Consider the following 16,113-nt stretch of genomic DNA (forward strand, 5'->3'; position numbering starts at 1 on the left):
GCATGACAGATGAAATAAATATTACAGGATTCGATTGGAGCAGAATAGAGCGAGCCTATAGCAGAACTAGCTTACAGCGTAGCCTTGCTATCCGCAGGGAAGACAAGTCCTAGCTGCTTACGGGCTTCCTCCATCATCTCTGCGGCGATCAGTGAGCTTTCCCAGGAAGCGATCTCCGATTGCTGACGACCCTCGGCGATCAGATCAAGAAATTCGCGAATCTCATAATACATCGGTGGCTCATATTGAGTCACATGTAGATCCTCTGTATAGCCTCCACGATACGTCATCACGATCTGATTTGGCTCGCTGATCTTATCGATACGAATGCTACCCAGCTCACCCTGAATTTCGGATGGGAGAGAGGAGTCAGTGATTTTGGAATACATCACGACCGCATCCATATCGTCGTAAGAAGCGACAATGCTACCTTCGCCATCCACACCGGATTCCAGCATTACACCGGTTGCTTTCACCGCATTGGGACGACCAAACATAACTGCTAGCGGATACAGGCAATACACACCCAGATCCATCAGTGAGCCATTGGAAAACTCTGGACGGAACGCATTTTGTACATTGCCTTCCTTGTACGCATCATAACGGGAGGAATACTGACAATAATTCGCAAAATAGCGTCGAACCTGACCGAGCTTTGGCAGACTTTGCTGGAGTGCACGCAGATTCGGCATCAGCACCGACTTGATCGCCTCCATCAATGTCACCCCATTGCGCTGTGCAGCCTCGATCATCGCCTTCACTTCGGCAGTGTTGGAAGCAAGCGGCTTCTCACATAATACATGCTTACCATGATCCATACATTGAATCGCTTGCTCGGCATGCAGTGAGTTCGGGCTGGCAATATACACGGCGTCGACATGACCGCTATCCAGCATATCCTGTAGCTCGGTGAACAGATGTGGAATATCATGCTTTTGTCCAAACTGCTGTGCGCGTTCTTCTGTGCGTGAATAGAGAGCAGTCAGTTCAAAATCGTCATTACGTTTTGCGGCTTCAATAAAACGTTCTGTGATAAAGTTTGTGCCAATAATACCAAAGCGGACCATACCATCGCCCTTTCCTAGTCAATTGATTAGAATTCATCGCTCGCTTATGATGCGTTAGCCTCGTTCAGCGATCAGTAAAAATCGATCCTGTCTGACATCAAAATAGCCATGCGATGCAATATGCAAATGAATGGAGTATAGCTGCTCGATATACAGGGCAGGCTCAAATCCGGGGATTTGCCACTCAATTGCTTTTAAATAATAGATTAGAGCACCGATATCGTAGAAGCGCTGAATCGGGAATTGCTCCTGCTGGCGTATAATACGAAAACCTTGCTTCTGTAGCTGCTCTACGGCAAATGCCAGCGTCCAATGACGAAATTCATCATTATACGGCGCACCGAGTGCATCATTAATGCCTGTGCAATCCGTACCGCCAACCTGCTGGGTGATTAATCGTGCCCCGGGCTTCATAATCCGCCATAGCTCAGCAGGATCATATGACTCATGACGATTAATAACGAGATCAAACTGACCCTCTGTAAAGGGAAGATCATCATCTCGCTCCAATGCCGCTACGGTGATGCCCAGTGGCTCCAGACGTTTGCGTGCAATCGGCACATTCGGTGTATACGCTTCTGTGGCAAATACCTGTCTGGGAAGCGGACGTAGCATCGATAGCAGCTCGCCGCCACCTGTGCCCATATCCAGCATACAGTTGGCACTCGCCATCTGGCTTGTTAATAAACTGACATAAGACCAGTCGAGTGGTTCACTGTCAATACGTCCTGTATCATGAACCCATGCAAAATCCCAGCCAGCAAAGCTCTGCTCATAATCGGCAAAATACTGTGTAAATTCAATCGGATATACACTCATTCAAGAAAACCCCCTGTACAAGATTGGAAAGCTACATTTTAAACGCATAGCGCGAATCGCTAGCGTTCGGGAGGTCCTCGTTGAATCGCAGCATTACCAGCTGCTGAACAGCGTTGTCATATAGGATGTGTGGAAAAAGGAAGAGCTTGCTTATGCATCATGGTCTCTCCTGATCATCAGAATATAAACAGTTCCTGTAGATATCGTTTTCCTGCTTGTGACGAAGCCTGTCTTCCCTAAAAAGTGAAGTCGCTATTTATTATACCTGAGTGTGCAGGCGACTGACAAAGTGTTATTTGTTAACGTTTCCTTTTTTGTTGCTATATTTCGTTATGTAGCCGGGAAATATACGCTATCTATCCATAATATTCTGGATGTCATAATCGAAATTGAAGCTTGCTGCGTATAAATAGGTACGATTGCGATTTTGCGTTAGAAAAGAAAAGCTTCTCAAGTTAGAAAGTTAGATATTGCGCATCTATTCAGCCATTTTGGACATAGTGTTATGTGAAGAGTAGTTGTAAAATAAATATACCAACCGACGTTTTAACGATAGCAAGCTGCTGGTAAGTGGGTAATAATGGAATAATGCCTGTCAGAGGAGGGAACTCACATGAAGGTAGAACAAGCGGAATTGAATACTGTTTCATGGGACGAGCCGCTTCGGCGGATCATGGAACAGCTGGCACGCTCGGAGCCTACACCGGGTGGAGGCAGTGTTGCTTCCATCGTCGCTGCACTGGGTGCGGCAATGACCTCGATGACGGCAAACTTTTCACAGGGCGAAGGTTATGAGCAGATCCAGCAGCATGTCGCGCAGGCTCTGCAAGATATGGAATATATTTCGACTGCATGTGAATGGTTGATGGCAGAGGATATTGAAGCTTTTGGTCAGTATATCGAGGCGCTGAGTTTGCCCAAGCTCACGCCAGAGCAGCAGGAAGAACGAAGACTGACGATCTATGAGACACGAATTCAGTCGATTGATACGCCGCTACGCTTAATGGAATGCTGTCTGTACGGGATGTACAGCGCGGCACCGTTAATTGAAGTATGCAATCGTACCGTGCTATCGGATATAGGTATCGGCATCATTCTGTTTGAAGCAGCAGCCCATAGCTCCTTGTTAACAGTTAATATTAATCTGGTCACGTTAAAAGACGATGATCTCAAGCAGGCTTATGCGGGTCATTCGAGGGTATTAATGAACAAAATTACCGATCGCAAGATGGAGCTACTGGATCAGGTGCAGCGCCGCATTCATGAAGATGCTTGAAGTAGCAGATGGTGCATTCGTGATTCGGTATGATGGCTAGCTTCTATAGATTATATGCTAGTTCTCTAATTACAGGATCGATCATCTGTATGAAATGCGAACCGAAGCCTGGACGTTAATGCGCAGCGATTGCTATCATTTTATTCAGTTGATTTTCTTGATGTCTAACGAGTATGAGGACTGCACACACTTTTCATTAAAATAAGGCCATATGAATAGAAGCCGCTGATGCATCATAGCTAGTTACAATAGCTGTGATGCATCAGCGGCTTTATGTTGTAGCAGAGATCTAACAAGGCTGTATACTATCAAGCTTACAGCGTATTGCCAAATGCAAAATTACCTTCTAAATTGCGATAATACTCTTCATCCTTCCATTCCGGGAGCCCATCACAGCTGCTTACATACAAAATATCCTCTCCACGAATGAGCCAGCCCATGCCGTGTTCAATTTCCCAATCACAATCCATATGCAGATGGATGATCGGTGCAGCCGTTTCTGCATTGTATTCTGCTGGAAAGGCTGGAACCTGCATGCTGAGTGGAGAGAGATATTGCAAAATATCCTCCGGTCGTTCAATCGTCGGCAGCACCTCATCCGACCACTCGCAGCAATCGATATAATAATCGTAGCTACATTGATAGAGCTGCTGTAGTACTGCTGGGCTCAATGTGTTAAATGCCTGTGCGCAGCGCTCCATATAGGTTAGTGAAACCTCTGACTCAATGCCATGCACGGGAATGGGCTTTTTAAATAAAGTGCTGTCGAAGACGGCGCTCAGACAGCCTTGTTCTTCGATAATATTTTTTAATAATGTAGACGGCAACGCTGGTCACTCCTTAGCCCATGTTTTTAGCATAATAAATCTCGTTCATCTCTCGTGTCAAACGATCGGTAATATGCTGCTGTTCTTCTTCAGATAACGAATCGCTCCTATAGCCGAACAGATAGTTATCCAGATCGAATTCTTTTCGTTTACACTTCGTATGGAAAATGTTCTCTTGATAAATATTCACATCAATCATATGATACAGATCCTTCACTTCATCGGGAATAAAATTCTGAATGGAGCTAATATCGTGGTCGATAAACAGCTTGTTCCCTTTAATATCCCGTGTAAACCCTCGCACCAGATAGTCAATCGTCATAATGTCTGTATCAAACGAATGGATCATAAAGTTCAGTGCTTTGAGCGGTGAGATCTCGCCGCAGGTGGACACATCAATATCGGCACGGAATGTGCTAATGCCCTCGTCTGGATGATATTCAGGATACGTATGCACCGTAATATGACTTTTATCCAGATGGATCAGCACATGCTCAGGCAGCGGCCCGGGTGATTCCTCAAAGGAGGCATTTGGTGCTGTCTCGACAGGCTCTTCGGAGATCAGCATCGTTACGCTGGCTCCCTGTGGCTCGTAATCCTGCTTGGCAATATTCAGCACATGCGCACCGATAATATCGGACACATTGGTCAAAATTTTGCTTAATCGATCTGCATTGTATTGCTCATCAATATAAGCAATATAGGCTTCTCGTTCCTCACGTGTGCGTGTGTAGCAAATATCGTACATATTGAAGCTGAGTGATTTGGTCAGATTATTGAAGTTATGCAGTTGAATGCGCTCTTGTCTGGTCAGTCCCATAGCATTTCCTCCTATCATTCGATGGAATACGTAAATGTACATGGTGATTGCAATAGACGTGGACAAGCATATCAGGCAACTCATTTGCTATACCTTTACCCGATAACCCTCTACAAAAACAATACAGGTTCATTTCGAATCTGTCATGTTTCGCTCCTGTGTGAAGGGCAAGGTGACGGTATCAGGCTTTTAATTTATGTATAAGCGCCCGGGTAACGACAGATGGAGGCTGGCTACAGGGCAGACGAATACCCGCAACGCTGCATGACAGCCCCGCCGGGCAGAGGGCTGGCATGAGCGCTATTGCAGGACGATGCTCCAGCATGGACAACAGTACGCTATCAATATGATCAGGATGGCTGAAGCTGTGAAGAACGACGCTCCTGCGCTTGATCCTGAAGACGCGATTTGTTCAGTACGGTAATACGATCGCCGTTTAGCAGCAGATACGTATCCGTACCAGTTTGAATCATCACACGCTCGCGAGTGCCATAAGGCGTTTTGAGCAGAGCGGGATGGCAATCCAGCATAGGATATTCTTGATCCAGCGTTACGTAGACAGCTTCATTCAGAGGGATCTCCAGCTTGGATTGCTGCCAATCGATGATCAGTTGATCGTCGTCACGGGCAATCTTGATACCAGACATATCCATTCCTCCTTTGCGTAGTCACGCTGAAATAAATAGAGACTGCTTCATTACTGCTTATTCGCCCGGCGTCTAAACAATCATGAACAGTCTCTATATCATTAGATTACCCAACCTGTAGGGCGTGTCAAGCACCTTTTGCATTGCTAGCATTCGGCTCAGGAATGTAGTGTACGATGCTAAAGCGTGCACCGCCAAGTGGTGAATCCGCATAGGTCAGATCAGCATGAAGGCGTGTTGCAATCTGTTTACTGATCGCAAGACCGAGCCCGGTCACACCGTTTGTCCCTGTATAAAAGCGTCTGAAAATATGCTCACGCTCTCCTTCTGCGAGTCCAGGCCCATCATCATCAATGTGTATCATCCAGTCGATGCCGGTATTCGATTCTTCGGGTAGCTGCACAGTAATGTGGATGGTGGAGTCACAATGGCGAATCGCATTTTGTAGCAAATTAAGCAAAATTTGAAAAAGCTGCTCGCCAGCAATCTCGACCGTATGAGACGAGCCATGCGCCTGTAGCTCAACGCCCTGCTGACGTGCTGCGGGTTGCAGCAGATAGACTGCTTCCTCCGCCATACTTTTTAGATCAACCGAGGCGAGCGGCCATTCCTCATCCACACTTTCCAGCCGAGTCAGCTGTAGAAGCTTGCCCACCATATCGGTAAGGCGCTGGGATTGCGTGGAGATGATATCCAATCCCTGCTCCACTGGCATCACCTGATCCTGAATCGCATACACATAGCCCTGAATCGACATCAATGGTGTTTTCAGCTCATGGGATACATTTTGTAGAAATTCCAGCTGATACCGATGATGCTGCTCCAGCCGATCGGCCATAAGCTGAAATGTACTCATCAACTCGCCAATCTCGGTATGATCCGCCTGTAAAAAGGCTTGCCGATTCATCAGATGCGGTTCATACTGATTGACCGCTTCCTTTAAACGATTGAGCGGCTGTACAGTGCGCCAGACGGCGAACAGACCGATCAGCAAAATAACGATAAAGCTGGCTGCAATCGACAGTAATGTAGTCCGCAGCAAGGGGATATATAGCGCGCGCAGAGAGGAAAGTGGAGAATACAGGATCACACGGAAGGGCTGATGCACTAACCGAGCCTCACTATACAGCACCTTGTTGCCATGGAGCTGCATAATACCCTCGCGCTGAGTCGGAAAGTTCGCCATCGTCTTGCCCATTTCTCCCGCATTACTGGATGCAACGATCTGATCCTTCGTATCCAGGACAAAATAATCCGCATAAAACAGCGTATCCTTAATAAAGAAGCGGAAGCTATCACTGTCCAGTGTGTCCAGATTGTCCTCGTTCAGCATATGCACAGCCTTGATCGTCTGATCCTTCAACTGCTGCTTCACCTGATTCAGTAAAATATCGTCAAGCAAGCGAATGAAAAAGAATACAGTAATCGCCACTGTCACCAGCATACCTGCAAATAGCGCCACCAGCATTTTGCTGCGAATCGTCTTCATGATGTGTGTACCGCCGCCTTATAACCAAATCCCCAGACCGTATCGATCGTCAGGGTAGAATGCTGCTGAGACAGCTTTTTGCGAATCCGTTTGACCAGATCATCGACGACACGAACCTCGCCAAAAAAGTCGTAATTCCATACCTGCTGAATCAATTGCTCACGGCTAAACGGGCGATCCAGATGCTGCGCCAAAAACAGCAGCAATTCAAATTCACGTCCGGTCAGCGACAGCTCCTGTCCCTGCACATTCACACGCCGGAATTCCTCGGATAGCTGTACATTTCCTGCTTTAATATAGGCAATCGCTGGTGCTGCTGAGGCATTACCAGCTACGCCAACCTGCTCGATCACACCCGTCTCGCCACCAACAGCGATCCGGCTACTGCGAATCAGTCGCAGCATACTTTTGACACGTGCTACCAGCTCTCGTGGATTGAAGGGCTTACTTAGAAAATCATTACAGCCCAGCTCCAGTCCATTCAGCCGATCGACTTCCTCACCGCGAGCCGAGATAATAATAATCGGCATCTCTGTAAACGTGCGAAGCTCCGTCAATAGGGTCAATCCATCGATACCTGGTAGCATAATATCGAGAATGAGGCAGTCTGGATGCTCGGCGTGAACCTGCTCAACGAGATCACGTCCGTGCCCGAAGGCTGTTACCTCATACTGCTCTTTGCGTAAATACCCCGTAATTAGCTGGGCAATATAAGGATCATCATCAACGACAAAAATCCGGGTCATGGCTTGTCCACCTCTATTTTATAAATGACATAGTACTTCTCTAATGTAGCAGACGCAGTGGGTGCATTTCAAAGCATTCTTTACAAAGAAAATACGGTAATAGCAGAAATCTAGCGATAGAAACAAAAAGACGGAATCTCCGTAGAGTATTCCGTCTTTTCGCAGCAAGTTTTTGCAGGTGGGAGGGTGTGCTCCCGACCTTCAGCTTTGCCCTGGATCAAAGCTAAAGGCATTTGAATCAACATGAACGCAGGAGTTGAAGCTTATGCTGTCCGAAGGAATATCGGTTCAGCTGGTTGATTCTGGGGGAGAATCAATCCGAATTCTTATTTATGGGATGTTGTAGCTGCTTTTTTAGTTGCAGGAGCAGTTGTTGTAGCTTTTTTAGTTGTAGGTGCTTTTACAGAAGATTTTTTCACTGTTTTTGCAGCTGCTTTGTGGGACGCTTGTTTTGCTTTGTGAGCGGCTTTTTTGTGAGCAGCAGTTGCTTTGTGGCTAGCTTGTTTCGCTTTGTGAGCAGAAGCTTTTTTAACAGCTGCAACTTTGTGAGCTGCTGCTTTGTTTTTGTGAGCTACTACTTTTGTTTTGTGCGTTTTTGCTTTATGGGACACTTTTTTGTGCGTAGCTTTTTTATGAGTTGCTTTTTTGTGTGTAGCCTTTTTGTGGGCTGCTTTTTTATGAGTTGCTTTTTTAGCAGTTGCTTTGTGAGTGGAAGCGGCTTTTTTCGTTGGTTCTGCTTTTGTTGTTTTGGAAGCAGTTGTTTTTGCAGTTGTGCTTGTTGCTGGCTTGGAAGCTACTACCTTTTTAGCTGGAGTTGTTGTTGCTGGTGTAGCTGCGAATACGCTGCTTGCTCCACCCAGTACGCTAATTGCTGCTACCAATGCTGCTACGTTTTTTGTCCATTTGTTCATTTCAAGTCACCTCATTATAAGTTTGAGCAGTTCGCAGGTTCTCGGCTACCGTATGCGCGTCCGGCGGATGCTGTCGCTTCCGGACTCGGTAGCTTGTGATTGCTTGCTGCTGATGTAAGTTCATCTTAACAAGGGATTATGTGAGAACAATGGAATAGATGTGTGAAAAGTGTATGAAATAAAATGAGTGATTTGTGTGAGTGAAATAATGTGCTGGGAGTTCGACCACTCCGGGAAGGAATAAGGGGATGGACTCCGGTATCGCCCAGGAATCTACGAATGGGTAGTGAATGTAGATTCCCGGGCTCAAAGGTCGTCCTTTCTCCTTATTTCCTTCCCTTCGTTCCGAGCTCCTTGCATTCATTAGTTTGCATTCACACGAGTTTGTTTGCCGAAGTGGGAGATGGGAATAACTTCGATTTTTAAGTGTTGTTTACTTTTGTTTACTCTTTTTCTTATTCCTTTTAAACGTTGGTTTATTTATCTTTAGGTCTGAGTTGCTTTATAAAGTTACGTTTAGATGGTGCAATTGCATCATTGGCTTATTTGTGCTGTACAACTGGTTTATTTCTACTGTATAGCATTAACTTTACCTATGATACGGCTAAGGTGAGAGGTGAAGTGATCAAGGTAAAGTGCTTTGGCGCGTTTAAGGGGTTGATTTCGAATGTCTTTTCGCTCCTTTACGTGTGAATAGCCAGAATATGATGGTGATGGTTAATGGGTAGAGGATTGCCCAGCCGGTGAATGGGAATACGATTAGGGTGAACAGGAAAGAGATGCTGCTGATCCAGCGTCCTAGTTGTTCTTTCCATAGTAAACGTATGCCAGCTGCGCAGCCTGCCAGGTAGGTGAGGATGAAGGATGAGTTTGGCAATTGTAGTAGCAGCTCCAGCTTTAACAAGCCTGTGGAATACAGGGATAAAATGATGACAAAGCATAGTGCTAAAAAGCTGATCCCGACGATCGGTGTACGAAAGCGGGGAGAGAGGTGGCTGAAGCGGCGTGCCGCATATCCATTACGGGATAAGGCAAAGGCGACACGGGAAGCTGCGCCGATATAGGCGATACATGTAGCTGTACAGATACAGGCAGCGGTCAGACCGGACAGAATCGCGCCCCACCATCCGAGCCTGCTGCCAATCAGATGGGCAAGCGATGCGTCGGCTCCGCTCAGATAGCTTTGCGTTCCGATCGTAACGATCGCTGTGAGCAAGTACAGCAAGCCAACAATCGAAGCGGCGATAATAACACCGCGTACGGCTGCCTTTTGTGGATTTTCAAATTCTTCGGATAGATGGGATACCGCTTCCCAGCCGATAAAGCACCAGAATAGCATAGCTGCCGATTGACCGACCGGGAACCAGCCGTGCGGCATAAATGGTGTGAAATTAGCCACGCGCATATCCGGTAGTGCGACTATGATGGCGACACCGAGTACGACAATAATTGCACCGACGACAATGACCTGAATTTTCCCGGCAAGCTGAAATCCGACCCAGTTAATGGATAGGCTGATCAGTAGCAGGGCAGCAGCGATCAGAATACGGATCGGCTCGCTCCAGCCGAGTGCAGCGGTCAAATAGCCAGCCCCGGTCAAGGCGGCGACTGGCGCACCAATCGGGACAGACATCAGGAAAAACCAGCCGATCAGCGCGCCAATACGCGGCCCGAAGGCGAGCGATACAAAGTGAGATACACCGCCAGCATTCGGATAGCGTGCGGATAATAGCCCCATTGATAACGCCAGTGGCAAAATTAGCAATGCCATGCAGCCCCATGCAATGAGTGCAGACGGGCCTGCCATACGTGCGGTGATGCCAGGTGTGATCAGAATGCCAGAGCCAACGACAGCCCCGATATAGAGTGCGACTGCCTGCGGCATATTAATATGGCGAGTAAGCTGTGAAGTAGAGCTTGTCGTAGGAGTGGATGTACTGGCTGAACGTTCGCCAGCTACGGTGTGACGCGAAATGGTCATAATAAATGTTCCTGCTTTCCTTGTTATTTACCTTAGCGTAGCAGATAATAGATGCATCGGTAAAACGGATTATTCGAATGTTATCCATCGGAATTAGCGATGGGAAAAGGAGGAGATCAGATGGAATCGCGTCATCTGTTTACATTTTTAACCGTTGTGGAGACGGGAAGCTTTACGGCTGCTGCACGTAAGCTGGATTACGCACAGTCCAGTGTAACAGCGCAAATTCAGGCATTGGAGCAGGAGCTGGGCACACCGTTATTTGATCGTATTCATAAACGCATTCTACTGACGGACGCTGGACGACGGCTACAGCCCTATGCTCAGGAAATTGCACGGATGCACAATCTGGCACGCGAAGCAATCGGTGCTACTGGTGATCAGCTTGGTGGTGTACTGCATATCGGTGCACCGGAATCGCTGGCTGCGTTTCGTCTGCCGCCGATCATTAAGGAATTCCGACAGCTGTATCCAGCGGTGCAGATTATTTTGAAGCCGGGTGGCTGTAATGAATTGCAGGAGCTGCTTCGGCGTGGAGAGCTGGATATTGTCTTTTTGCTACAGGAGCGTATTGAGGATTATGAATTAAAGATCGATCTGCTAGTAGAGGAGAAGATGGCACTCGTCGCGCCGCCCGATCATAAGCTGACAGAGCTGTCTGTGGTAGAGCCCTCTCATTTGCGAGAGCAGACGATTTTGAATACCGAGTCAGGCTGTAGCTACCGTGTTTTATTTGAAAAGGTACTGAATCGACATGGTATTTTCCTTGATCCGAGCATTGAATTTTGGAGTAATGAAGCGATCAAGCAGTGTACGATGGCAGGCCTGGGATTAGCATTTCTCCCGTTCATAACGGTGCAGCGTGAGCTAGAGGAAGGCAAGATGGTTGCGCTGAACTGGGATGATACCGACCAGCGTGTATCGACTTATATTAGCTATCATACGAAAAAGTGGCAGTCGCCCGCGCAAAGTCGCTTTATCGAGATGGCACATAAGCATGCCGAGCATTGGCGGAAGTCGGCGGGGTTGGCGTACAGTCAGTTGTAGTTGTAGTTGTAGTTGTAGTTGTAGTTGTAGTTGTATATCCCTGATCAATTTATGTAAATCTCTTCTTAGTTCTATGGCACTTTCTCTATCGAAAACGAGGAAGATGCTATAAGCCACTGATTTATAAGAGTTAAACTGTGCATAGGAGCTTGGGCAAATGATATCAGGAGAAGATAGTAAGCATGGTACAGGCAAAATAAGCAAGCTATCTTCTCTTCATCGACTCTCCATTTATTTATAAAACCGTTCCATATTGTTTTATTGTAAACGCTTCCAATAATAACTAGAATGAGTGTGAAATCGTTATTAATCGACTTCAACCGATCTCAAGGAGGCGTATGATGTGGGTAAAGGCAAATGGAGTTCGCGTCAAATCTGGGCAACAAGCCTTGCGCTTTTGCTGCTGCTAACGGGTTTAGGATTAGGTGGGCATACTGCACAGGCAGCGAGTGTAACGATCACAAATGGCACCGACTGGAAGGATACGTCAGGGAATCCGATCCAAGCGAACAGCGGTAATATTCTCAAAGTCGGCTCCACCTATTACTGGTATGGCGAGCATGCAACCAATGGCACCTTTGATAAAGTAAATGTCTATACATCGACCGATCTGAAAAATTGGACATTCGGCAATAGCATTCTGACTAAAAGCTCGGCCACTGAGCTGAACTCCAGCAAAATTGAACGTCCTAAAGTCATTTATAATGCTGCTACTAAAAAGTATGTACTATGGGCACATTATGAAAATGGCTCCGACTATTCGCTTGCTCGTGTAGCAGTGGCAACGAGTGATACACCGGACGGCAATTTCGTGTATCAGGGTAGCTTCCGTCCGATGGGCTACGAATCACGCGACATGACCGTATTCGTGGATACTGATGGCAAAGCATATCTGATCACGGCTTCCCGCCAAAATAACGGCGGTGCCAACAATACGATGGCGATTTTCCAATTGACGGCGGATTATACGAATGTATCTTCTTTTGTCGGCTGGGTATTCGATAATGCGTATCGCGAAGCTCCAGCCGTGGTGAAAAAGGGTAGCACCTATTATCTGTTCACCTCCCAGGCATCCGGCTGGTATCCGAATCAGGGCGCTTATGCGACGGCATCGTCGATGACAGGCACCTGGTCGGCATTATCTCCATTTGGTGATCCTTCTGCCTATGCGACACAGATTCATTCGATCGCTACGATCAGCGGTAGCTCAGGCACCAGTTATATTTATATGGGCGACCGCTGGAATCCGCTCAATCTGAGTGATCACAAATTCATCTGGCTACCACTGACACTGAACGATAGCGCACGTACAGCCACACTGGACTGGTATAGTAGCTGGAATATCGATGCGGCGGCTGGCACAATCTCCACTCCAGCACGGACGAATCATGCACTCGGCAAAACAGCAACGGCAATCTCTGCCACGACTGCTAATCCAGCCTCCAATGCCAATGATGGCAACGCGCAAACTTCCTGGGCAGCAACCTCGTCATCCTGGCCTGCATGGTGGCAGGTGGATCTTGGTTCGGTAAAATCGATCAATGAGGTGGATATTTCGTGGTTTATGTACAAGGGGTCGGAAGGCTATTACAAATATAAAATTGAGTACAGTACGGATGGTGTAAATTATACGACGATTGATCGTACGAATAATACGACATATGGATTTACAACGGATCAGGTGTCGTTTAATGCGCGGTATGTGCGGATTAATATGGTGAATGCGGTACTGCATAATAATCCGAATAATTGGTATACGCCGACGCTGTATGAAGTGAGGGTGTTTGGGAATTAATCATGGGTTGTGAGCGTTAAGAATGCTTACTAGGTGGAAGAGGTAATTTTTGAAATTCGATAGGATGGATGGGGAGGTAATGGTGTTTTTTGTGCATCATGCACTCTGGGAAGGAATAAGGGGACGGACTCCGGTATCGCACAGGAATCTACGAAAGGGGAGAGAATGTAGATTCCCGTGCTCAAAAGTCGTCCTTACCCCTTATTTCCTTCCCTCCGTTCTGTGCGGATTGCAACAGAAGTACCTCTTTACTCGCATTCGCGAGTGTAATGATTTTATTCTTTAGTTGTGGAAGTAGAATTTGAAACGTTTAAAGATGTTGAAGCTTTTAAAGTGTCTGAAGTATCTTAAGTGCTTGAAGTGCTTGAAGTGCTTGAAGTGCTTGAAGTGCTTGAAGTGCTAATTTCCTTTAAATGTGTATGTAAAATTCCCAAATGGGATGTAGTAAGCAGAATTATGTAAATATAAATCGTGAACAAAAGCATCTGCAAATGACCTTAGGGTAGGGCAGATGTTTTTGTTATGGGTGCATGTATGGTGGATAAGCAATGGCTTCATCGCAATCGAGTGGGGGGAGCAGGTAAGGGAAAGTTATTTTCAAAGATTGCTTAATAACTTGTTGCTGCTGACCGATGATAAATAGGATACGTGACGTACATAAATTAGTAAGAGGTAATTGGATAAAATTAAATAGACTCTATTAGTAACTTTTTGTTGTTATTTTACTAAAAGTAAGTTATATTGTTTTTATCTTAATATCGAAACAATAATATAGCCAACTGAACGAGGGGACGATGACGATGAGTGAATTGACTGATGTAATGAAACAGAGAAGATCGGCGAATAAATTTATTCAAAATGTGGAAATCAGCCGTCATGAGCTGGATGAGATTTTTGAGCTGGTTAAATATAGTCCATCTGCTTCCAACTTGCAGCATGCCCACTATGTAGTTGTACAGGATGCAGATATGAAGCAGAAGCTTTATGAGGCAGCGTACAAGCAGTACAAGGTATTAACGTCTTCCGCAGTTATCGTGGTACTCGGGCATAAGGATGCGTATCTGAATGCACCGCAAATCTATGAAGGTCTGCTTCATCTGGGCGTATTGAATCAACAGGAATACGATCAGACGATCGAAATGGCACAAGCGCCGTACAAGCAGCAGGGCGAATCGTACCAGCATGACGAAGCGATCCGTAACGCCAGCCTGTCTGCGATGTCCTTCATGCTCGCTGCCAAAGATAAAGGCTGGGATACGTGCCCGATGATCGGTTTTGATCCGGAGGCAGTCAAAGAGGTTCTTTCTGTTCCAGACCGTTACGTTCCTGTTCTGATGATCACACTCGGCAAAGAAGACACCAACAGTCAGCGCGTTCGCGGCTACCGCAAGCCGGTCGGTGAATTTGTAAGTTATAATCAATTCTGATCGTTCAACAAGTAAGGTGGATCATCTGCTTGAGCTACTACTAATGATGTGGATAGCTCAGCATCGATATAGTTTAGCTATACGAAAGTACTTAAACGGCGCTAGCAACGTACATGTTGTTAGCGTCGTTTTGTATTGTAGGATAGTCGACGTATTCATCAAACAATGGTTTACAAATAACCAATAATCATCTAAAATACGTTCACAATAAAGTGACATCGTGAGACAGAACAAGGTGTCTGGTGACCGCCATAACTTTATGGCTTGAAAGGAGTAAAGCATGAATCATATTAAAAACATACTGGATCAATACCCGCTCATTATTTTGGACGGTGCGATGGCGACAGAGCTGGAAAAGGATGGTGCGGATCTGAACGATGATCTCTGGTCGGCACGTTTATTGCTCGATAATCCGCAGGCGATTGCAGGCGTGCATCGTCGCTATTTTGAAGCAGGTGCGGATTGTGCGATTACAGCTAGCTATCAGGCAACGGTAAGTGGATTTATGGAGCGTGGGTTATCGGCGGAAGATGCGACCGCGCTGATCGCTCGTTCAGTGCAGCTAGCTGTGCAGGAGCGCGATGCTTTTTGGAAAGGCTATACTGATGCAACGCCTGTACAAGACGCTGGTGGTCAGGCGCTAGCATCACGTCCACGTCCACTGGTTGCCGCATCGGTCGGACCGTATGGCGCTTATCTGGCAGACGGCTCTGAGTATCGTGGTGATTATGGATTGAGCGAGCAAGAGCTGTACGACTTCCATTATGATCGCATGCGCATATTAATCGAAGCAGGAGCCGATGTGCTTGCCTGTGAGACGATTCCTTGTCTGGTGGAAGCTCAGGCGATTGTCCGTGCGCTGGAGCAATTCCCGAATGTGTACGCATGGATTAGCTTTAGTGCGCGCGATGGTGCGCATATTAGCAGCGGCGAAGCGGTGACTGATTGTGCAGTCTGGCTGGATGGTCATGAGCAGGTCGCAGCGCTCGGAATTAACTGTACGGCGCTGGAGTATATTCCTGCTTTGATCGAAGCGATTAGTGCACATACGTCCAAGCCGATCCTCGTGTACCCGAACTCCGGGGAGCAATACGATCCGGTTACGAAAACATGGCACGGCACAGCCTGCGCAGGAAGCTATGGCGAGCATGCACGCACATGGTATGAGCTGGGCGCACGCTTGATCGGCGGTTGCTGTCGCACAACACCAGCGGATATTGCTGAAGTTGGAGCAGCGATACGCTCCTAAGTTGATACAGTA

General features: G+C 46.8%; 14 protein-coding genes. 5 read left to right on the forward strand and 9 right to left on the reverse strand.

Going from position 1 to position 16,113, the window contains the following annotated elements; genetic code table 11:
- Positions 1-71: 71 nt before the first annotated feature.
- Complete coding sequence (locus IEX62_RS02245) at positions 72-1,067, reverse strand: Gfo/Idh/MocA family protein (RefSeq protein WP_188773767.1); 996 nt, start codon at positions 1,065-1,067, stop codon at positions 72-74.
- A 54-nt stretch (positions 1,068-1,121) separates the two neighbouring features.
- On the reverse strand, positions 1,122-1,886 hold the full coding sequence (locus tag IEX62_RS02250; RefSeq protein WP_188773768.1) for a class I SAM-dependent methyltransferase: 765 nt from the start codon (positions 1,884-1,886) through the stop codon (positions 1,122-1,124).
- A gap of 613 nt (positions 1,887-2,499) precedes the next feature.
- Between IEX62_RS02250 and IEX62_RS02255 the strand changes: the two genes are divergently transcribed.
- Positions 2,500-3,162 (forward strand): cyclodeaminase/cyclohydrolase family protein, encoded by a 663-nt coding sequence (locus IEX62_RS02255; protein ID WP_188773769.1) that lies wholly within the window; start codon positions 2,500-2,502, stop codon positions 3,160-3,162.
- A 314-nt stretch (positions 3,163-3,476) separates the two neighbouring features.
- Here the strand turns inward: IEX62_RS02255 and IEX62_RS02260 are convergent, their stop codons facing one another.
- From IEX62_RS02260 to IEX62_RS02290, 7 genes are all read right to left on the reverse strand, one after another.
- Positions 3,477-3,989: a DUF6985 domain-containing protein gene (locus IEX62_RS02260; RefSeq protein ID WP_188773770.1), complete on the reverse strand. Its 513-nt coding sequence runs from the start codon at positions 3,987-3,989 to the stop codon at positions 3,477-3,479.
- A 13-nt stretch (positions 3,990-4,002) separates the two neighbouring features.
- On the reverse strand, positions 4,003-4,809 hold the full coding sequence (gene speD, locus IEX62_RS02265) for an adenosylmethionine decarboxylase (RefSeq protein ID WP_188773771.1): 807 nt from the start codon (positions 4,807-4,809) through the stop codon (positions 4,003-4,005).
- 350 nt (positions 4,810-5,159) lie between these two features.
- Entirely contained in the window at positions 5,160-5,456 is a 297-nt protein-coding gene (locus IEX62_RS02270) for a SunI/YnzG family protein (protein ID WP_188773772.1), read from the reverse strand.
- 127 nt (positions 5,457-5,583) lie between these two features.
- A complete protein-coding gene (locus IEX62_RS02275) occupies positions 5,584-6,945 on the reverse strand; it encodes a sensor histidine kinase (RefSeq protein WP_188773773.1) in 1,362 nt (453 codons plus the stop codon).
- A complete protein-coding gene (locus IEX62_RS02280) occupies positions 6,942-7,691 on the reverse strand; it encodes a response regulator transcription factor (protein ID WP_188773774.1) in 750 nt (249 codons plus the stop codon). The genes IEX62_RS02275 and IEX62_RS02280 overlap by 4 nt, the downstream gene beginning before the upstream one ends.
- Positions 7,692-8,017: 326 nt before the next feature.
- A complete protein-coding gene (locus IEX62_RS02285; protein ID WP_188773775.1) occupies positions 8,018-8,602 on the reverse strand; it encodes a hypothetical protein in 585 nt (194 codons plus the stop codon).
- Positions 8,603-9,251: 649 nt separating this feature from the next.
- Positions 9,252-10,487 (reverse strand): APC family permease, encoded by a 1,236-nt coding sequence (locus tag IEX62_RS02290; protein ID WP_229685592.1) that lies wholly within the window; start codon positions 10,485-10,487, stop codon positions 9,252-9,254.
- Between the two features lie 216 nt (positions 10,488-10,703).
- Here IEX62_RS02290 and IEX62_RS02295 point away from each other — a divergent pair, with 216 nt between their 5' ends.
- From IEX62_RS02295 to mmuM, 4 genes are all read left to right on the forward strand, one after another.
- Positions 10,704-11,630, forward strand: coding sequence for a LysR family transcriptional regulator (locus IEX62_RS02295; RefSeq protein ID WP_188773777.1), 927 nt, complete (start codon positions 10,704-10,706; stop codon positions 11,628-11,630).
- Positions 11,631-12,027: 397 nt separating this feature from the next.
- Positions 12,028-13,425 carry a family 43 glycosylhydrolase gene (locus tag IEX62_RS02300; RefSeq protein ID WP_229685593.1) on the forward strand — a complete coding sequence of 466 codons (1,398 nt, stop codon included), beginning with the start codon at positions 12,028-12,030 and terminating at the stop codon, positions 13,423-13,425.
- An 800-nt stretch (positions 13,426-14,225) separates the two neighbouring features.
- Positions 14,226-14,852, forward strand: coding sequence for a nitroreductase family protein (locus IEX62_RS02305; RefSeq protein WP_188773779.1), 627 nt, complete (start codon positions 14,226-14,228; stop codon positions 14,850-14,852).
- A 280-nt stretch (positions 14,853-15,132) separates the two neighbouring features.
- Positions 15,133-16,101 (forward strand): homocysteine S-methyltransferase, encoded by a 969-nt coding sequence (gene mmuM, locus IEX62_RS02310; RefSeq protein ID WP_188773780.1) that lies wholly within the window; start codon positions 15,133-15,135, stop codon positions 16,099-16,101.
- Positions 16,102-16,113 lie beyond the last annotated feature (12 nt).

Source organism: Paenibacillus hunanensis (assembly GCF_014645615.1).
In the GTDB taxonomy this organism is placed as follows: Bacteria; Bacillota; Bacilli; order Paenibacillales; family Paenibacillaceae; genus Saccharibacillus; species Saccharibacillus hunanensis.

Bases quoted from the DNA above. Each gene is read 5' to 3' on its own strand.
- IEX62_RS02245 (WP_188773767.1), bottom strand. From the start codon at position 1,067: ATGGTCCGCTTTGGTATTATTGGCACAAACTTTATCACAGAACGTTTT.
- IEX62_RS02250 (WP_188773768.1), bottom strand. From the start codon at position 1,886: ATGAGTGTATATCCGATTGAATTTACACAGTATTTTGCCGATTATGAG.
- IEX62_RS02255 (WP_188773769.1), top strand. From the start codon at position 2,500: ATGAAGGTAGAACAAGCGGAATTGAATACTGTTTCATGGGACGAGCCG.
- speD (WP_188773771.1), bottom strand. From the start codon at position 4,809: ATGGGACTGACCAGACAAGAGCGCATTCAACTGCATAACTTCAATAAT.
- IEX62_RS02270 (WP_188773772.1), bottom strand. From the start codon at position 5,456: ATGTCTGGTATCAAGATTGCCCGTGACGACGATCAACTGATCATCGAT.
- IEX62_RS02275 (WP_188773773.1), bottom strand. From the start codon at position 6,945: ATGAAGACGATTCGCAGCAAAATGCTGGTGGCGCTATTTGCAGGTATG.
- IEX62_RS02280 (WP_188773774.1), bottom strand. From the start codon at position 7,691: ATGACCCGGATTTTTGTCGTTGATGATGATCCTTATATTGCCCAGCTA.
- IEX62_RS02285 (WP_188773775.1), bottom strand. From the start codon at position 8,602: ATGAACAAATGGACAAAAAACGTAGCAGCATTGGTAGCAGCAATTAGC.
- IEX62_RS02290 (WP_229685592.1), bottom strand. From the start codon at position 10,487: ATGCCGCAGGCAGTCGCACTCTATATCGGGGCTGTCGTTGGCTCTGGC.
- IEX62_RS02295 (WP_188773777.1), top strand. From the start codon at position 10,704: ATGGAATCGCGTCATCTGTTTACATTTTTAACCGTTGTGGAGACGGGA.
- IEX62_RS02305 (WP_188773779.1), top strand. From the start codon at position 14,226: ATGAGTGAATTGACTGATGTAATGAAACAGAGAAGATCGGCGAATAAA.
- mmuM (WP_188773780.1), top strand. From the start codon at position 15,133: ATGAATCATATTAAAAACATACTGGATCAATACCCGCTCATTATTTTG.